This is a genomic window from Microbacterium allomyrinae (assembly GCF_020682705.1).
Classification (GTDB): domain Bacteria; phylum Actinomycetota; class Actinomycetes; order Actinomycetales; family Microbacteriaceae; genus Microbacterium; species Microbacterium allomyrinae.
In genome coordinates this window covers 446,322-464,484 of sequence record NZ_JAGTTN010000003.1, presented here as the reverse complement: position 1 = coordinate 464,484, position 18,163 = coordinate 446,322, and the positions used below count along the sequence as shown (strand labels likewise).

The following is an 18,163-nucleotide window of genomic DNA, read 5'->3' as shown; positions in this document are numbered from 1 at the left end:
TATATGAGTCCTGCACCATGGAATCGTTCTCAGGACCTCCACGCGGCACGGTTCTCGCTCAGGCGACACCCGAGTCGGGCGCTGTGTCCCCAGCCTTCACCCGAGGAATACCGAGTGCACGTCACCGACAATCGCGCGGCCGCCCAGCGCCGGCAGTTCCATGAGCACCGCGGTGCCGACGACATCTCCACCGAGCGCGGCGACCAGTTCGTGGCCGGCGACCAGCGTGCCGCCGGTGGCGAGCACGTCGTCGACGAGCAGCACGCGCGTGCCGTCGACGATGTCGTCGTGCGCCTCGATCGTCGCCGTGCCGTACTCGAGCGCGTAGGAGACGGATGCCGCCGGCCGCGGCAGCTTGCCAGCCTTGCGAATCGGCACCAGCCCGACGCCAGCCTCCATGGCGACTGCGCCGGCGAGCAGGAACCCGCGCGCCTCGATGCCCGCCACCACGTCGAAATCGCCCTCGAACGGGGCGATCATCGCGTGGATGACCGCGCGCAACGCCGTCGCATCCGCCAGCAGCGGCGTGATGTCGCGGAACAGCACACCCGGCTCGGGGTAGTCCGGGATCGTCCGGATGAGGGATTCGGCACGGATCAGGGCGTCAGACGGCACTTTCTCACAGTAATGCCGCCCCGGCAGATCGCTGTCCGGCTCTCTCTATCCACAACGATTCGTCTATCGGAACGCCGTGCTGTAAGCGCTTGCAGTAGGCTAGTCGGATGACTTCCGCTGACACCGCCGAGCGCACCGCCGCGCCCCTCGCCCCTGCAGCCGCCGAGTGGTGGCGCACCGCCGTCATCTACCAGATCTACCCCCGCTCCTTCGCGGATGCGTCGGGCGACGGAATCGGCGATCTGCCCGGCATCACCTCGCGCCTCGACTCGCTCGCCGACCTCGGCGTGGACGCCATCTGGCTGAGCCCCTTCCAGCGGTCGCCGCAGAAGGACGCCGGCTATGACGTCAGCGACTACTGCGACGTCGACCCGCTGTTCGGCACCCTGTCCGACTTCGACGCGATGCTCGGTGCGGCACATGACCGCCGCATCCGCGTGATCGTCGATCTGGTGCCCAACCACTCGTCCGATCAGCACGCGTGGTTCCAGCTCGCCCTCGCCGCCGCGCCGGGCAGCGCCGAGCGCGGACGCTACATGTTCCGCGACGGCTCCGGCGAGAACGGCGAGCTCCCCCCGAACAACTGGGAGTCCGTGTTCGGCGGTCCTGCCTGGACCCGTGTCGTCGAGCCCGACGGCCGGCCCGGCCAGTGGTACCTGCACCTGTTCGACCCTTCGCAGCCCGACTTCGACTGGTCGAACGAAGAGGTGCGCGAAGAGTTCCGCCGCATCCTGCGGTTCTGGCTCGACCGCGGCGTCGACGGCTTCCGTGTCGACGTGGCACACGGCCTCATCAAGGCTGAGGGCCTGCCCGACTACGTGCCCGACCCCGAAGCCGGCTCGATGGGCGGCGAAGAGGCGAACGTGCCGTATTGGGGCCAGGAGGGCGTGCACGAGGTCTACCGCGACTGGCGCAAGATCCTCGAGGAGTACGAGGGCGACCGTGCCCTCGCGGCCGAGGCCTGGCTGCCCACCGCCGACAAGACGGCCCTGTGGGTGCGCTCCGACGAGATGCACCAGGCGTTCAACTTCCCGTACCTGATGACCGAGTGGAACGCGGCTGACCTTCACGAGGTCATCGCCGAGTCGCTCCGCGCGTTCTCGTCGGTCGGCGCACCGAGCACCTGGGTGCTGTCGAACCATGACGTCGTGCGCCATGCGTCGCGCCTCGCGCTGACCGCCGAGAACCCTCAGGGTCACGGCATCGGTCCCGACTCGCCCGGCAAGCCGATCCCCGAGGTGGGCCTGCGCCGCGCGCGCGCCGCGACGACGCTCATGCTCGCGCTCCCCGGCTCCGCGTACCTCTACCAGGGTGAGGAGCTCGGGCTTCCCGAGGTCATCGACATCCCCGGCGACGCTCGTCAGGATCCCACCTGGTTCCGCACCGAGGGTGAGCGTTATGGCCGCGACGGCTGCCGCGTGCCGATTCCGTGGCAGGCGGATGCCCCCGCCTACGGCTTCAGCCCGGCCGGCGCGTCGTGGCTTCCCCAGCCCGAGGAATGGGCGACGTTCGCCCGCGACGCGCAGGCCGCCGATCCCGCATCGACGCTCTCGCTGTACCGGTCGCTGCTCGCCGAACGCCGCGCACGCGCCCTCGGCGCGGGCTCGCTCGAATGGGTCGACGGCCTGGGCTCAGACGTCGTGGCCTTCCGCAACGGACACGTGACCGTAGTCGCGAACCTCGGCTCCACCCCCGTGGCGCTTCCGGACGGTATCGTGATCGCATCGAGCGGCACCGTCACCGGCGGTGAACTCCCGGTCGACACCACGGTCTGGTTGGCGAACGACTGAACCCGACCCGGCCGCGTGCCGGGAAGGGGCTCAGCAGTGAGCCTCGCGCGGCGGGCGGTTCCGTCCGCCGCGCGAACGACCTCCGACCGGCGGTCCGTCGGTCGCAGGCCCGCCGGATGACGGGGCTGGGGCCCGATGGCTGTAAAAGGAGGACACGTGGTCGGCATCGATGAAGTTGCCCGCACGGCGGGCGTCTCGACGGCGACGGTCTCTCGCGCGCTGAGCGGTCGCGGCCACGTCTCGGTCGCCGCGAAGACGAAGGTCGAAGCGGCAGCGAAGAGCCTCGGCTATGTGGTCTCGGCGTCGGCGTCGAGTCTCGCCTCGGGGCGAACACGCAACATCGGCGTGCTCGTGCCGTTCCTCGACCGCTGGTTCTTCTCCACTGTGCTCAGCGGCATCGCCTCCGCGCTCATGCAGCGCGGGTACGACATCACCCTCTACAGCCTCACCGCCGACCGCACGGCGCGCCATGACGTGTTCGACACGTTCCTGCGCCGTCAGCGCGTCGACGGCGTCATCGCGATATCGCTGGAGCTGGGCGAGGAAGAGACCGAGCGCCTGCTCGAACTCGATCTGCCCGTCATCGCGATCGGCGGACCGAACCCGAGACTCACCACCCTGACGGTCGACGATATCGCCGTCGCCCGTCTGGCCACCGAGCACCTGCTCGCGCTGGGCCACCGCGAGATCGCCCACATCGGCGCGAGCCCCGAGTTCGACATCGACTTCCACATTCCGACGCATCGACGGCAGGGCTTCGAACTCGCGCTGGCCGACGCCGGCATCACGGTGAAGCCGTCGCTGTTCGAGCCCGCGGACTTCACCATCGAAGGTGGCTTCCGAGCCGCGAAGCAACTGCTCGGCAAGCCCGGCGGACGCCCCACCGCGATCTTCGCGGCATCCGACGAGATGGCCATCGGCGCTCTGCTCGCCGCCCGCGAACTCGGTTATCGCGTCCCCGAGGACCTCTCGGTGGTCGGCATCGACGGCCACGAGCTCGGCGAGTTCTTCCGTCTCACCACGGTCGACCAGTTTCCGCTCGGGCAGGGCGAACGCGCAGCCGACGCCATCCTTGCGGAACTGGAGTCTTCCGAGGCCGAGGCGCCGACGCACCGGCCGGGCGAACTGCCGTACGAGCTCATCGTGCGCGGCTCGACCGCCCGCCTCATCGACTGACGCTATTCCTTCCTCGCCTTCCTGATCGCAGGGCGCCCCGGACGTCGACCGACAGACCCGCGGATAGGCTCGACGTCATGACCATCGACCTCGAAGCGCTCTACATCGACCTGCATCGGCATCCGGAACTGTCGTTCCAGGAGACGCGGACAGCGGGGGTCATCACGACACATCTGGCTGATCTCGGCATCGATTTCGAAGAGGGCATCGGCAAGACGGGCGTCGCCGCTGCGATCGAGAACGGCGAGGGGCCCGTCGTCTGGCTGCGTGCCGACATGGATGCCCTCCCCGTTCCCGAGCAGACGGGACTCGAGTACGCGAGCACGGCGCGCGGCACCGACCCGTCGGGCACCGACGTGCCCGTGATGCACGCGTGCGGGCACGACATGCACGTGTCCGCGCTGCTGGGCGCCCTCGAGCGCCTGGTGGCGACCAAGGATCAGTGGTCCGGCACCGTCGTCGCGGTCTTCCAGCCCGCCGAGGAGTACGGCGCGGGGTCGCAGGCGATGATCGCCGACGGTGTGCTCGACCGGTTCCCCACGCCCGACATCGTGCTGGGCCAGCACGTCACACCCCTGCCCGCCGGCACGATCGGCGTACGCAGCGGCACCCAGATGGCGGCATCCGACGGCCTCACCGTCACCCTGCTGGGTCGAGGCGGCCACGGCTCGCGCCCGCAGGCGACGATCGACCCGATCGTCATGGCTGCGGCCACCGTCATGCGGCTGCAGACGATCGTGTCGCGCGAGGTCGACCCGCGCGACGTTGCCGTGGTCACGGTGGGATCGATCCACGCCGGACTCAAGAACAACATCATCCCCGCCGAGGCGAAGCTCGAGCTGAGCCTGCGGTACCCCGATGACGCGGCCCGCGCGGTCGTGCTCGAGAAGGTCGAACGCATCGTCCGCGCCGAGGCGCAGGCGTCGGGCGCCGAGGAGCCGCCGGTCATCGTCACCGACCACTCGCTCCCGCCGACGATCAACGATGCCGCCGCGACGACACGCCTCATCGAAGCCTTCGACACCGCGTTCGGCGCCGGCACGGTGATCGACCCGGGCATGTTCACCGGCAGCGAGGACGTCTCGTGGTTCGCCCGCGAAGCCGGCGCGCCTCTCGTCTTCTGGTTCTGGGGTGGCGTCGACCCGGCGGCGTTCGCAGCGGCCGAGGCCACCGGAACGCTCGAGCGCGACATCCCCACCAACCACTCCCCGTTCTTCGCGCCGGTGCTGCAGCCCACGCTGAGCCGTGGCGTGGACGCCCTGGTCGTTGCTGCGCGCGAGTTCCTGGGCGCTCCCGCGAGCGCATAGCCCCGTCCTCCGCGACCGCCCGCTCACCGACCGGGCCCGGCGGGCGGGCGCGGGTTCGCGGCATCCGTCTCGCGCAGGTCGCGGGCATCGATGAGCCGCTGCCCGGAGACGATCCCCGGCAACCCCCGGCGATCGGGCGTGGTGAGCATGACACCCACCGACGACACCGCGAACGCCGCAGCGACCAGGCCCCATGCGCCGGGGAGCGCGGACAGCACGAGGTAGCCGCCGATGCCGCCGGCGAATCGGAGGGTTCGCGCGAGCGTCGCGGGCAGCGGGCCGCCGGTGTACCGCAGCTGCACCGCGAGATCGCCCACGCTGCGCCCGGTGGCGAGCACCACCACGAACCAGACCGCGATCGACACGGCGTCGCCGACGACGTTCGCGGCCGATCCGTCTCTCACTGCGGCGTCGGCCCCGAGAGCGTAGAGCGCGAGCTGGAACACGAGCGCGACCGCGGCCGCCGTCAGCCACGCTCCGATCACGTCGCAGAGCATCACGAGGAAGCGCCGGCTCCGCGTGATCGGCGTCGGCTGCTCGGCGTCGACGAACTTCGGCACGCCCCAGTGCCGTCGCGGCACCGCCAGAGCGACCATCGAGCCGATGACGGCCCCCAGCGTGTTCGTCAGCAGATCGTCGACGTCGAACACCCGGTAGGCGCACGGGTAGATGCCCCAGACTCCGGTGAGCTGCGTGGTCTCGACGAGCGCCGACATCCCCAGTCCCACGGCGAGCGCGATGACGATGCCGCGTCCCCAGAGCACGCGCACGAAGAATCCCAGCGGCACGAACAGCAGCACGTTCAGCAGCAGCTGGAGGACGGCCGGATCCCGCAGCGGCTCGCTCGATCGGCCGAGCGCCGCCCGCACATCGTCGACGAACGCGAACGGGTCCAGGCCCGTCCCCGCGCAGCGCAGCGCGTCGGGGTCGGGCAGCGGCAGCAGGGTGTAGGTCCACAGCGCCATCGCATAGACGAGCGCCGCGCCCCACACGACGAACCGTCGGAACCCGAATCCACCGCTTCGCCGGTAGCTGAGCGCGACGAACGGCACGAAGAGCAGCACGCCCACGGCCACCCCCAGGGTGACGGCGAGCGCGCCGAGGATCACCTGGTCGCCCACGCCCTGATTTTCGCAGAGAGAGGCGAGTCGCATGGATTTCGTGAGGATGCCGCACCCCGGCCCTCACCGGGTCCGCGCCGCGCGTAACATCGGCCGCCGTGACCTACGAAAGCCGCGAGCCGAACGACGCGCCGCCCCGGGCGAAGCGCCTCATCCTCGGCGACCCGCTCACCTCCGAGAAGATGGACGACCAGCTGCTGCCGAAACGGCGTGCGCTGCCGATCTTCGCGTCCGATGCGCTGAGCTCCGTCGCGTACGCGCCGCAGGAGCTTCTCATGATCCTGCTGATCGGCGGCACGGCGTTCCTGGCGCTCAGCCCGTGGGTCGCGAGCGGCGTCGTGCTGCTGCTCATCGTGGTCGTCGTCAGCTATCGCCAGCTGATCAAGGCCTATCCGTCGGGCGGGGGTGACTACGAGGTGGCGCGCACCAACCTCGGCGAAGTGCCGGGCGTGGTCGTGGCATCCGCCCTGCTCGTCGACTACGTGCTGACAGTGGCCGTCTCGGTGGCGTCGGGCGTCGACAACATCATCTCGGCGATCCCCGAGCTCAACCCCGCCCGCATCGAACTGGCCGTCGGCTTCGTCATCCTCATCATCATCGTGAACCTGCGAGGGGTTCGCGAGGCATCGTTCGCCTTCGCGATCCCGACCTACGTGTTCATCGGCTCGGTGGCCGTCATGATCGTCGTCGCGCTCGCACGCACGGCGATGGGCGACCCGCCCGTCGCCTCGAGCGCCGAGTTCGGCGTGCAGGGCGAGGAGCTCACCCAGGCCGCGATGATCCTGCTGGTGCTGCGGGCGTTCTCGTCGGGCTGTTCGGCGCTGACCGGCGTCGAAGCCGTCTCGAACGGCGTGCCCGCGTTCCGCAGACCCAAGGTGCGCAATGCCCAGTCGACCCTGACCCTGATGGGCGGCATCGCGATCCTTCTCTTCGCGGGACTGACCGCGGTGGCCCTCATCTCGGGGGTGCACTACGCCGAGAACGCGTGCCACCTCATCGGCTTCGACTGCTCCCAGCCGCAGCCGAGCCTGATGGCGCAGGTCGCGGGCGCCACGTTCGGGCTGGGCTCCATCCCGTTCTTCATCATCCAGGCGGCGACCGCGTGCGTGCTGCTGCTCGCCGCCAACACCGCATTCAACGGCTTTCCGCTGCTCGGCGCCGTCCTCGCCCGCGACGGCTACGCGCCGAAGGCGATGAACACCCGGGGCGACCGGCTGGTGTTCTCCAACGGCATGATCCTGCTCGGCATCGCCGCGATCATCGTGCTGATCGTCTATCGCGCGAACCTGACGACGCTGATCCAGCTGTACATCATCGGCGTCTTCGTGTCGTTCTCCCTGGGCCAGATCGGCATGGTGCGCCATTGGCGGAGGATCCTGCGGAACCTGCCGAAGACGTCGACGGATGCCGCGGCCTCGGCATCCGTGATCGCCGAGCGCCGCTCCGCGTACCGCGGCCTCGTCATCAACGCGGTCGGTGCCGCGATGACCGTGTTCGTGCTCGTGATCGTGACGGTCACGAAGTTCACGCACGGCGCCTGGCTGGTGTTCATCGCGATCCCTGTGCTCGCCGTGCTCATGATCGGCGTGAGCCGCTACTACCGCGACGTCGAGCACGAGATCCGCGTCGACGACACCACGCATTTCGGAGCGGAGGGCGACCTCGCGATCATTCTCGTCAACCGCCTGCAGAAGCCCGTGATCAAGGCCATCGACTACGCCCTCGCCGCCCGGCACGACAAGACCATCGCCGTCCACGTGGCCGTCAGCGAGGAGGAGGTGGCCGAGCTGCAGCGGCAGTGGGACGAGCACCGGATCCCGGTGAAGCTCGTGATCATCGATTCGCCGTACCGGTCCTACGCCTCCCCGGTCGCGAAGTTCATCAAGAAGTACCGCGAGCAGCACGGCTCTGCGGTCGTCACCGTCTATCTGCCGCAATACATCGTCGGACACTGGTGGGAATCGCTGCTGCACAACCGCCGCTCGCGGCGCATCGCGCAGCAGCTGATGCTCGTGCACGGCGTCTCCATCACCCTCGTCCCCTGGCTGCTCGACTCCACCGAGCTCATCTACGGCCGCCGATCCCGCCCACTCCCCGGCGACGAACGCGCCGGACGCCCGGCGCCGCCCATCGAACGTCATGGGCGCCGCGCGTCGCGTCCCGCCGGGCCTCCCGTGGCGGACGGCACCGCCGGGCAGCCCTCGACGGACCCGAGTGCCGGGGCCGGGGCCGGGGCCGAGGCATCCGATCCTGCGAAGGTCTAGCCGGGGCACGGGTTCCTGCTGTCGCCCGCGCGCCCGCGCCGCAGCCCGCCCCGCCCGCGCCGCCCGCCCCGCCCGCGCCGCCGCCCGCCCCGGGGCTTATTCACCGCCCCGGGGCGGGAATCCCCGGCCCCAAGGTGACACGGCCGCCCCGGGGCAGACCCGTCCGCGGAGGAACGGGCCCCCGCAGCCCCGCGCCCCCGCCCGCGCCGCAGCCCCGCGCCGCCGCCCGCCCCGGGGCGGATTCACCACCCCGGGACGGGAATCCCCCGCCCCAAAGTGACACGGCCGCCCCGGGGCAGACCCGTTCGCGGAGAAGCGGGCCCCGCAGCCCCGCAGCCGGCACGCCCCCGCGTCCGTCGCAACCGCCCCGGAGCGCGGCATCCCGCGTAGCCTGGAAGGGTGAGTTCTCCTGCCGCTGTCCTCGATCTCGCCGCGATCCGCGCGGACTTCCCGCTGCTCGGCGAGAAGGTGAACGGACAGCCCCTGGTGTATCTCGACTCGGGGGCGACGAGCCAGAAGCCGCAGGCGGTGCTCGACGCCGAGATCTCGTTCCTCACGCATGCGAACTCCGCGGTGCACCGCGGTGCGCACACGCTCGCGGCCGAGGCCACCGAACTGTTCGAGGACGCGCGCCTCACGGTCGCGGGCTTCGTCGGCGCCAGGCCCGAACAGCTGGTGTGGACGAGCGGAGCGACGGCCGGCCTCAACCTCGTCGCCTACTCGATCGGCAACGCCTCGGTCGGCCGCGGCGCTCCGGCGAGTGCCGGCTTCGCCCTGCGTCCGGGCGACGAGATCGTCGTCACCGAGACCGAGCACCACGCGAACCTCATCCCGTGGCAGGAGCTCGCCGCACGAACGGGCGCGATCCTGCGGCACATCCCCGTCCACGACGACGGGACCCTCGATACGGATGCCGCGGCCGCCCTGATCACGGAGCGCACGCGTGTCGTCGCCTTCACCCACGTCTCGAACGTGCTGGGGATCGTCAATCCGGTCGTCGAGCTCGTCGCGCTCGCGCGGGCGGTCGGTGCGCTGACCGTGCTCGACGCGTGCCAGTCCGCACCCCACCTGCCCCTCGATCTGCCGGCGCTCGGCGTCGATCTCGCTGTGTTCTCGGGTCACAAGATGCTGGGCCCCTACGGGATCGGCGGACTCTACGGGCGCTCCGAGGTGCTCGAGGCACTTCCGCCGTTCCTCACCGGCGGCTCGATGATCACCACGGTCACCCTCGACGAAGCGCAGTATCTGCCGCCGCCGCAGCGGTTCGAGGCGGGCACGCAGCCGGTGTCGCAGGCCATCGCCCTGGCCGCCGCGGTGCGCTACCTCGACGGGGTCGGCATGGATGCGGTGCACGCGCACGAGAAGGCGCTCGAGGCCCGCATGGGCGCAGGCCTGCGCTCGATCCCCGGCATCCGGCTGCTCGGCGACGCCGCGACGGGCGCAGCGACCGGGAACGGCGCAGCGACCGGCAGCCCCGAGCGCGTCGGCCTGTGGGCGTTCGATGTCGACGGCGTCCACGCGCACGATGTCGGGCAGTTCCTCGACGCACGGGGCGTCGCGGTGCGCGTCGGGCATCACTGCGCCCAGCCGCTGCACCGCCGGTTCGGACTGACCGCCTCGGTGCGCGCCTCATCGGCGATCTACAACACCGACGCCGATGTCGACACCTTCCTCGACGCGCTGTCGGGTGTGCGGTCGTTCTTCGGAGCCGGATCATGAGCGGCCTCGAATCGCTCTATCAGGAGCTGATCCTCGACCACTCGAAGCGCCCGCAGGGCAAGGGCCTCGCCGAGGAGGAGGGCCGCTCTGCGACCTCCTACCAGCGCAACCCGATCTGCGGTGACGAGATCACGCTGCGCGTGCGCCTCTCCGACGATGGCGAGACGGTGCAGAGTGTCACGTGGGACGGCGCCGGCTGCTCGATCTCGCAGGCCTCGGCGTCGATGCTCGCGGCGCTCATCGCCGAAGAGGGCGGGATGCCGCGGGTCGAGGCATCCGCTCTCGTCGACGGATTCCGCGAAGCGCTGCGCTCCCGCGGCGAGATCCCGCTCGACGAAGAGGTCTTCGGCGATGCCGCTGCCCTCTCGGGCGTGTCGAAGTTCACCGCTCGGGTCAAGTGCGCGATGCTCGCGTGGGTCGCGTTCGAAGACGCCGCCGCCCGCGCCTGACCGCAGCGCACGACCGCCCGCGCTCGGAGAGGCGGTCGTACCCGCACCCCGCCGACGATCGTGGCGCCGGCACCGAGCGCGAGCTGCTCGTCCCGGCGACGGAGCGGGAGCGACCGCGGTCTCGGGAGGCGGGGCGACCTGTGTGCGGCCGGTGTGGAGATCCCGTACCTCCGCCCACGGGCGATCCGCACCGCGGACGGAGGTCTTAGGGCTCGCGCGCCCCGCATGGATTCCGTGAGGGCGCGCCCCTGAACGCCGGGACGAGGCATCCGTCGATCTAGGATTCAGGCGTGCAGGCCTCGAGCCGGCCCGCGACCGGCACTCTTCGCGTTCTCCCCCGCATGACGGGCGGAGCACTCACTCGACGCCGCGTGGCTCTCGGCTTCGCGGTGGCGATCATCGGCGGTCCCCTCCTCACCTGGCTGCTGTACTCGGTGCGCACCCCCGAGTCGATCACGTCCGAAGTGCTGGCCTTCCAGCTGCTGGTCGTGATCGTTGCGCTCATCGGCGGCATCTGGCCGGCCGTGTTCGCCGCGGTGCTCTCGGGCCTCACGCTCGACTACCTGTTCGTGGCGCCGCAGTTCCAGGTCGCGATCGCCGACCCCCTGCACCTCTGGGCGCTGTTCCTCTACGTCGTGATCGCGATGCTGGTGAGCTACATCGTCGATCAGGCGGCCCGGCGCGAGCGGGCCGCGTCGCGCGCCGCCGCCGAGGCGGAGCTGCTCACCGCTGTCGCCGGAAGCGTCCTACGCGGCGAGAGTGCGGCTCCCACCCTGGTCTCGAAGGCCCGCGAGGCGTTCGGCATGACCGGCGTGCGCCTGGTCGCCGCCGACGGCACGGTGCTCGCGACCGACGGCGAACCCGTCCCCGACGGGCGCGTGATCACGGTGCCGATCGGGCACGGCACCGCCCGCACACCGGTCGCGAATCTCGAATTGCACGGCGGGAATCTGGATGCCTCGGAGCGGCGCCTGCTGGAGGTCGTGGTCGCCCAGCTCGGAGCGGCGCTGGAGCGCTCCGAACTCGCCGAGAGCGCCCGCGCGGCCGATGTGCTCGCCGAGACGGATCGCGTCCGTGCCGCCCTGCTGTCGGCGGTGAGCCACGACCTGCGACGCCCTCTCGCTGCCGCAGTGGCCGCGGTCGGCGGTCTGCGCGCGGCCGGTGCGGGACTCTCGCCCGATGACACCGCCGAGCTGCTCGAGACCGCCGACGAGTCGCTGACGACGCTGTCGACGCTGGTCACCGACCTGCTCGATGTCAGCCGCGTGCAGGCCGGCGTCCTCGCGGTATCGCTGTCCCCCGTCGACGTCGCGGATGTCGTGCTGGCCGCAGTGGACGAGCTGGGCGCCGGCCCCGACGGCGTCGAGCTCGACCTCGACCCCGACCTCGGACCGATGCTCGCCGACGCCGTGCTGCTGCAGCGTGTCGTGGTCAACGTGCTCGCGAACGCCGTGCGCCACGCTCCCTCGGACTCGCGGGTCAGAGTGTCGGCGGCATCCGTCCGCGAGGCGATCCAGCTGCGCGTCATCGACCACGGTCCCGGAATCGCACCCGAGCGCCACGATGACATGTTCGCGCCGTTCCAGCGTCTCGGCGACACCGACAACGGCACGGGCCTGGGGCTCGGACTCGCCCTGTCGAAGGGATTCACCGAAGGCATGGGCGGCACCCTCACCCCCGAGACCACCCCCGGGGGCGGACTCACCATGGTCATCGCGCTGCCGCGGGCGGCGGCATCCGGCACTATCGCGCCGAAGGGCGACCCGTCGTGAAGGTGCTCATCGCCGACGACGATCCGCAGCTGGTGCGCGCCCTGCGCATCACCCTCGCCGCGCACGGATACGAGGTCATCGCGGCGCCCGACGGCGCCGCCGCCATCACTCTCGCGGCGAGCCGCCGCCCCGACATCGTGGTGCTCGATCTCGGGATGCCGCGGCTCGACGGCGTGCAGGTCATCCACGCACTCCGCGGCTGGACGAGTATCCCGATCATCGTCGTGTCTGGTCGCACCGGGTCCGCCGACAAGGTGGAGGCGCTGGATGCCGGAGCCGACGACTTCGTCACGAAGCCGTTCCAGATCGACGAGCTGCTCGCGCGACTTCGGGCGCTGTCGCGACGTGCGGTCTCGGCATCCGATGATCCCGTCGTGACCTTCGGCGACGTGACGGTCGACCTCGCGGCGACCTCGGTCACGCGAAGCGGCGAGCGCGTGCACCTGACGCCCACCGAGTGGCGCATCCTCGAGGCGCTCGTGCGCAATCCCGGGTCGCTCGTGACGCGCCAGGCACTGCTCAAGGACATCTGGGGCACGGAGCAGGTGACCGATACCGGGTACCTGCGGCTCTACCTCTCGCAGCTGCGCAAGAAGCTCGAGCGCGACCCGGCGCGCCCCGCGCACCTGCTCACCGAGGCCGGCATGGGCTACCGCCTCGTGCTCGGCGCCTGACACCCGGCTGCTGGCCCCTGGTGCCGGGCCGTTCTGCCGGCCCGGCCCCCGGCCCTGATGCGGGCCCCTGGTGCGGGCCCGTGGTGCGGGCCGGTGTGTGCCAGGCCCGTGCTCCGGCGCCCTATGCCTCCCTGCGAGTGCGGCAGTTCCTGCGAATGCTGCGTCGCTCGACGGTCGGATGCTTGTGCGGCGGAAGCTTGTGCGGGCGTGGTCGGATGCTTGTGCGGCACTTTCCTGCGAGCGCTGCGTCGCGCGACGGCGCACTCGCAGGAAACTGCCGCACGAGTCCTCCACAAGACCACCCCGGGTGGACCTGTCCACCGAGCGCCGAACCGGCCGCGAGTCTGCGCCATCGAGGCCGCAGGCTCGACCCATGTGGCTCCTCGATTCCCCGCTGACGACCGTGTTCCGCCGACGCGAGAACGACGGCGAACCCGTGAACGACCGGCGTCTGCGCGCGCGGATCACGCGCGGCGACATCACCCGCATCGCGCCTGGCGTCTACACCGACCGCCGCGAGTGGGAGCGGCTCACGCCGATGGCCCGCCATGCACAGCTCGTCTGGGAGTCCGGAGCGCGGGCGAGGTCCGAACAGGTCTACTCGCACTGGGCGGCGGCAGCGCTGCACGGCATCGACATCCTGGGGCGCTGGCCGGCGGCGATCGACCTGAGCATCGCGGATGCCTCGGGCGGGCGCTCGAGCGGAGGCATCCGCCGCCACACCCGCATCGACGACGTCGAGACCTGGTCGTGGGGCCGACACCGCGTGGCGACGCCGCTGCAGACCGCCGTCGACCTGGCGGCGGCGCTGCGCTTCGTCGAGGCGGTCGCGGTGGTGGATCAGGCTCTCTGGAACCGCCGCACGGGCGGAGCGCTCGTGGCGAGCGGCGCACTGGTCGAGGCTGCTCACTCCCGCACCGGCCGCGGAGCCGGGCGTGCCGTGCGGGCGGCTGATTTCGCATCCTCTCTGGCCGACAGCGTGCGCGAGTCGGAGAGCAGGGTGCTCATCTCGGCGATGGGCTTTCCGGCACCCGAGCTTCAGGCGCGCTTCGTCTTGAGCAACGGACGTGACGCGTTCACGGACTTCTTCTGGCGGGAGCATCGGCACATCGGCGAGTTCGACGGCGCCGGAAAGTACCGCGATCCCGCCCTGCGAAAGGGGCGCGCTCCCGAGCAGGTGCTGCTCGACGAGAAGGACCGAGAGGACGATCTGCGTCGTCAGGTGTCAGCCTTCTCCCGCTGGCGCGTGCCGGCGCTCAAGGCACCGCGGCAGCTCTATGACATCCTCCACGGCGCCGGCCTGCCGACTTCGATGCCGCGTCCCGGACGCTGAGCCGAGCATCCGTCAGCGCGGTCTGTGCGGGCTGTGCGGCAGTTTCCTGCGAGTGCGGCGTCGCGCGACGCCGCACTCGCAGGAAATTGGCGCACGTACCAGAAGCGACGACGAAGGGGACGGATGCTGCAGCCCGGGCTCAGCCGAGCCCGTGGCGCTCCTCGTCGGCGCCGGGCGCGGCATCCCCCGCCACGGGCTTGCTCGACAGGCCGACCGAGCCGCCGCTCGCCCCACCCGACAGCGCCGCGGCGACGGCCACCGACTCGTCGACGTCGGGGTACTGCGGGCGCAGCTGCACTGCCTGCTGACGGATGTTCTCGCGCTTGGCCTTGCGGGCGGCGTACGCGAGGTTCAGCGCCTCGACGATGATCGCGAACGCCATCGGCGCGTAGATGAGGGCCTTGTCGATGTGGACTCCGAAGCCCTCGGCGACGAGGAACACGCCGATGAGGAGGAGGAACGACAGTGCGAGCATCTTGACCGTCGGATGCTTGTTCACGAACGTGAAGATGAACCGCGACGCGAAGAGCATGATGCCGAACGACAGCACGACGACCGTGATGATGACGACCAGGTTCTCGGTCATGCCGACGGCGGTGATGACGGAATCGAGCGAGAACACGATGTCGAGCAGCAGGATCTGCGTGATCACCGAGGCGAAGGTCACCTGCGCGATCTTCTTGCCCGACCCGTGCTCCTCCTCGGCGCCCTCGAGCTTGTGGTGGATCTCGGTGACGGCCTTGTAGACGAGGAACAGACCGCCCGCGATGAGGATGAGGTCCTTCCACGAGAACCCGAAGCCCCACAGGACGAAGATGTCCTCCTTGAGCGTGATGATCCAACCCGCGAAAAGCACGAGCACCACACGGATGAGCATCGCGAGCGTGAGGCCGAGGTTGCGCGCCCTCGCCTGCTGCTCCTTCGGGAGCTTCGAGGCGAGGATCGAGATGAAGATCACGTTGTCGACCCCCAGCACCACTTCCAGCACGAACAGCGTCAGGAACACGGCGATCAGATCGGGCGTGAAGGCGAAGGAGAAGTCCACGAAGTCATCGTAGGCGGGGCGGCGGCCGGACCGGGGATCGGGAACTGCCGTACGGCGGCTGGCAGAGCCCTCCGAAAGCCCTGATCCATGCCGGCAGCGCCATATGGGCATGCGTAGTGTAGGCCGTAGCGATCGGCACCCGCCTGTGGCTCCGCGTCGGCCAGGCGGCCGGCATCCGACCCAGAGTAGGTGCGATCATCGCCACCGTCACCGCAGTCGCATCGCAGGCCCGCCTGGGCCCCATCCGCCAGACCTACGCGAGTGCCGAGACCTTCCCGCCGGTCGCCCGTGCGTACACCGAGGTGTCGCAGGTCGTTCGCGAGACCGGTCTGCTGCGCCGCGCGGAGTGGTTCTACGCCCTCGTCGGCGTCGCGATCCTCCTGGCGTTCGGCGGGGTGATCACCGGATTCATCCTGCTCGGCGACACCTGGTACCAGCTGCTCATGGCGGGCGCCCTGGGCATTCTGTTCACCCAGGTCGCGTTCCTCGCCCATGAGGCGGCCCACCGCCAGATCCTCGCCTCGGGGCCCGCGAACGACCGCCTCGGACGAATCCTCGCCGCCGGGATCGTAGGCATCAGCCTCTCCTGGTGGAATGCCAAGCACAACCGCCACCACGCGAACCCCAACCGCGTCGGCAAGGATCCCGACATCGAGGTCGACACGATCCGCTTCCTCGAAGAGGACGCCGCGAAGGTGAACCGCCTCGGCGCGCTGATCACCCGCAAGCAGGGCTGGCTGTTCTTCCCGCTGCTCACTCTCGAGGGACTCAACCTGCACTTCCAGGGGCTGAAGCACCTCCTCTCCCGCGACGACGAGGTCAAGGGCCGCTGGGTCGAGCTGAGCCTGATCGCGCTTCGGTTCGCGCTGTACCTCACGCCGATCTTCCTGCTGCTGCCGATCGGCATGGCCTTCGCGTTCATCGGTGTGCAGCTGGCCGTCTTCGGCGTGTACATGGGAGCCTCGTTCGCGCCGAACCACAAGGGCATGCCGATCATCGCGCCCGACGCGAAGCTCGACTTCTTCTCCAAGCAGGTGCGCACCTCGCGCAACATCCGTGGCGGCTGGTGGGCCACCGCGCTCATGGGCGGCCTGAACTACCAGGTCGAGCACCACCTGTTCCCGAGCATGGCCCGCCCGTACCTCTCGCAGGCGCGCAGCATCGTGATGGAGCAGTGCCGCACGCGCGGCGTGCCCTACACCGAGACCGGCCTGCTGCAGTCGTACGGCATCGTCATCGCCTACCTCAACCGGGTCGGCCTCGCCGCCCGCGACCCGTTCGACTGCCCGATGGTCAACAGGTTCCGCAGCGTCTGAATGCGTGAAGGGGGACGGATGCCGCCGGCATCCGTCCCCCTTTCTGCACGCGTCCCGGCCTCTCACACCGCGGCGAGCACACCCTCCAGGCGCGCATAGCTGGTCTCCATGCCCTCGGTCATGCCGGTGGCGAGGACCATGTCGCGCGTGTCCTTGTCGGGGTACTCGATCAGCAACGTGATGAGCGTCGCGCCGTCCTCTTCGTACAGGGTGAGGTCGTTGAGCGTGGACGGATACTCGGTGCCGGTCATGTGCTCGGTCGTGACGGCACGGCGCGGCGCCTCCGACAGCAGGGTCTCGCCCTCGAACCCGAATCCCTCGCCGTGCGCCGGGTCGGTGGGCTCCCACACATAGCGGTAGCGACCGCCGACGGCGGGGTCGACCTCGCAGACCGCCAGGCGCCAGCCGTCGGGGCCGAGCATCCATTTCTCGAGCAGCTCGGGCTCCTGGTGGGCGCGCCACACGAGGTCGATCGGTCCGTCGATGAGGCGGGTGATCCGCACGTGGGTGTCGTCGAGGATCTCGGTCTGGGTCCCCTTGCCGCCCGCGTATTCGCGCAGGCCCTGCAGCACCCGGTCGAGCTGGTTCATGGCCATCGTCGCGCCCTCCACCATGCCCATCCCGACGACCTGCTCGAGCGCCTCGGCGGAGGAGAAGTGCGTGACATTGCTCAGCTGGGAGCCGCCGGGGGCGGCGTCGAAGCTGAACACCATGCGCGACACCGGCAGATCGGCGTTCGGCGTGCCGTGTTCGTCCGCGAACGCGTCGAGAACCTCGAAGCCGGTGGGCGCCGTCACGGAGAGGAACTCCCACGACCCGTACGACTTCTCACCCTGCGGGCTGGTCATGTGGTAGATCGCGCGGCCGCCCGGCTCGAGGTCGAAGGTCGTGAACGTGGCAGGCCACCCGGGAGGGCCCCAGAATCGCTCCAACTGGCGCGGGTCGGTGAAGGCGTCCCACAGCCGCTCGACGGGTGCGGCGAACTCCGCCGTGAGCGTCATGGTGAGCGCTTCGGGATCGGTGGTGACATCGGTGACGGGCATCTCATACTCCTTCTGTGTCGGTGCTGTCGGGTCGTTCGGTTGTCGCGGGGGTGGTTCCGGATGCCTCGGCGGGGCCGGGTGCGGCCGGCTCGGCGAGCAGCGCGTCGAGCCGGTCGATGCGGGAGCGCCAGAGCTCCTCGTACCGCGCGAGCAGCGCGCGGGCCCGGGCGATCATCGCCGGGTCCGCTCGGACGAGTCGCTCGCGGCCTTCGGCGCGCTTGACGATGAGGTGCGCGGCCTCCAGGACCGCGACGTGCTTCTGCACGGCAGCGAACGACATGTCGTACTCGCGGGCCAGCGACGAGACGGACTGCTCGTGCTCGATCGTGCGGCGCAGGATGTCTCGCCGCGTCGCCGTGGCGAGCGCGTGGAACACGCGATCGATCTCGTCATCTGTGAGCCCAATTTCTACAACCATTTGGTTGTAGATTACGGATGCCGCGCCCCGATGTCAACCGTCTCGTCGACCTCGCCGGAGTCCCGTTCCGAGGCGCCCGACCGGAACCGATCGGGCCAAGTAGGATTGAGCGGTCCGGCAT

14 protein-coding genes and 1 pseudogene are annotated in these 18,163 nt (G+C 70.2%); 10 read left to right on the top strand and 5 right to left on the bottom strand.

Annotated elements, in window-relative coordinates; translation table 11 throughout:
• Nucleotides 1-96: 96 nt before the first annotated feature.
• Nucleotides 97-615, bottom strand: a complete 519-nt coding sequence (locus KEC57_RS11935; protein WP_229384834.1) for an adenine phosphoribosyltransferase — start codon at nt 613-615, stop codon at nt 97-99.
• A gap of 107 nt (nt 616-722) precedes the next feature.
• On the opposite strand from KEC57_RS11935, the gene KEC57_RS11930 reads away from it, so the two are divergent.
• The 3 genes from KEC57_RS11930 to KEC57_RS11920 all read left to right on the top strand — a co-directional run bounded on the left by KEC57_RS11930 (nt 723) and on the right by KEC57_RS11920 (nt 4,888).
• Nucleotides 723-2,405: a glycoside hydrolase family 13 protein gene (locus KEC57_RS11930; protein WP_229384833.1), complete on the top strand. Its 1,683-nt coding sequence runs from the start codon at nt 723-725 to the stop codon at nt 2,403-2,405.
• Nucleotides 2,406-2,561: 156 nt separating this feature from the next.
• A complete protein-coding gene (locus KEC57_RS11925; protein ID WP_229384832.1) occupies nt 2,562-3,581 on the top strand; it encodes a LacI family DNA-binding transcriptional regulator in 1,020 nt (339 codons plus the stop codon).
• A 77-nt stretch (nt 3,582-3,658) separates the two neighbouring features.
• Complete coding sequence (locus tag KEC57_RS11920; protein WP_229384831.1) at nt 3,659-4,888, top strand: amidohydrolase; 1,230 nt, start codon at nt 3,659-3,661, stop codon at nt 4,886-4,888.
• Nucleotides 4,889-4,911: 23 nt separating this feature from the next.
• On the opposite strand, the gene KEC57_RS11915 is transcribed toward KEC57_RS11920, so the two are convergent.
• The gene (locus tag KEC57_RS11915) at nt 4,912-6,009 is read right to left on the bottom strand and encodes a VanZ family protein (RefSeq protein WP_229384830.1); all 1,098 of its coding nucleotides are present in this window, start codon (nt 6,007-6,009) and stop codon (nt 4,912-4,914) included.
• A gap of 98 nt (nt 6,010-6,107) precedes the next feature.
• Here KEC57_RS11915 and KEC57_RS11910 point away from each other — a divergent pair, with 98 nt between their 5' ends.
• The 6 genes and pseudogenes from KEC57_RS11910 (at nt 6,108) to KEC57_RS11885 (ending at nt 14,220) form a co-directional block, all read left to right on the top strand.
• Nucleotides 6,108-8,273, top strand: coding sequence for an APC family permease (locus tag KEC57_RS11910; RefSeq protein WP_229384829.1), 2,166 nt, complete (start codon nt 6,108-6,110; stop codon nt 8,271-8,273).
• Nucleotides 8,274-8,672: 399 nt separating this feature from the next.
• Nucleotides 8,673-9,992 carry a SufS family cysteine desulfurase gene (locus KEC57_RS11905; protein ID WP_229384828.1) on the top strand — a complete coding sequence of 440 codons (1,320 nt, stop codon included), beginning with the start codon at nt 8,673-8,675 and terminating at the stop codon, nt 9,990-9,992.
• The gene (gene sufU / locus KEC57_RS11900; RefSeq protein ID WP_229384827.1) at nt 9,989-10,441 is read left to right on the top strand and encodes a Fe-S cluster assembly sulfur transfer protein SufU; all 453 of its coding nucleotides are present in this window, start codon (nt 9,989-9,991) and stop codon (nt 10,439-10,441) included. The genes KEC57_RS11905 and sufU overlap by 4 nt, the downstream gene beginning before the upstream one ends.
• 281 nt (nt 10,442-10,722) lie before the next feature.
• Nucleotides 10,723-12,213, top strand: a pseudogene (locus KEC57_RS11895) (sensor histidine kinase); the annotation flags it as partial.
• A complete protein-coding gene (locus KEC57_RS11890) occupies nt 12,210-12,887 on the top strand; it encodes a response regulator (RefSeq protein ID WP_229384826.1) in 678 nt (225 codons plus the stop codon). The pseudogene KEC57_RS11895 and the gene KEC57_RS11890, both read left to right, overlap by 4 nt.
• A 373-nt stretch (nt 12,888-13,260) precedes the next feature.
• Nucleotides 13,261-14,220, top strand: coding sequence for a hypothetical protein (locus tag KEC57_RS11885; protein WP_229384825.1), 960 nt, complete (start codon nt 13,261-13,263; stop codon nt 14,218-14,220).
• Between the two features lie 139 nt (nt 14,221-14,359).
• Here the strand turns inward: KEC57_RS11885 and KEC57_RS11880 are convergent, their stop codons facing one another.
• The gene (locus KEC57_RS11880) at nt 14,360-15,265 is read right to left on the bottom strand and encodes a TerC family protein (RefSeq protein ID WP_229384824.1); all 906 of its coding nucleotides are present in this window, start codon (nt 15,263-15,265) and stop codon (nt 14,360-14,362) included.
• 197 nt (nt 15,266-15,462) lie between these two features.
• Between KEC57_RS11880 and KEC57_RS11875 the strand changes: the two genes are divergently transcribed.
• Nucleotides 15,463-16,581, top strand: coding sequence for a fatty acid desaturase family protein (locus KEC57_RS11875; RefSeq protein ID WP_372457042.1), 1,119 nt, complete (start codon nt 15,463-15,465; stop codon nt 16,579-16,581).
• Nucleotides 16,582-16,643: 62 nt separating this feature from the next.
• On the opposite strand, the gene KEC57_RS11870 is transcribed toward KEC57_RS11875, so the two are convergent.
• Both KEC57_RS11870 and KEC57_RS11865 read right to left on the bottom strand, forming a co-directional pair.
• Nucleotides 16,644-17,624, bottom strand: a complete 981-nt coding sequence (locus KEC57_RS11870) for an SRPBCC family protein (RefSeq protein WP_229384823.1) — start codon at nt 17,622-17,624, stop codon at nt 16,644-16,646.
• Between the two features lies 1 nt (nt 17,625).
• Complete coding sequence (locus tag KEC57_RS11865; RefSeq protein ID WP_229384822.1) at nt 17,626-18,042, bottom strand: ArsR/SmtB family transcription factor; 417 nt, start codon at nt 18,040-18,042, stop codon at nt 17,626-17,628.
• Nucleotides 18,043-18,163: the final 121 nt, after the last annotated feature.

Excerpts from the sequence above, each read along its gene's own strand:
- KEC57_RS11870 (WP_229384823.1), bottom strand. The coding sequence starts at position 17,624 with ATGCCCGTCACCGATGTCACCACCGATCCCGAAGCGCTCACCATGACG.
- KEC57_RS11920 (WP_229384831.1), top strand. The coding sequence starts at position 3,659 with ATGACCATCGACCTCGAAGCGCTCTACATCGACCTGCATCGGCATCCG.
- KEC57_RS11865 (WP_229384822.1), bottom strand. The coding sequence starts at position 18,042 with ATGGTTGTAGAAATTGGGCTCACAGATGACGAGATCGATCGCGTGTTC.
- KEC57_RS11930 (WP_229384833.1), top strand. The coding sequence starts at position 723 with ATGACTTCCGCTGACACCGCCGAGCGCACCGCCGCGCCCCTCGCCCCT.
- KEC57_RS11885 (WP_229384825.1), top strand. The coding sequence starts at position 13,261 with ATGTGGCTCCTCGATTCCCCGCTGACGACCGTGTTCCGCCGACGCGAG.
- sufU (WP_229384827.1), top strand. The coding sequence starts at position 9,989 with ATGAGCGGCCTCGAATCGCTCTATCAGGAGCTGATCCTCGACCACTCG.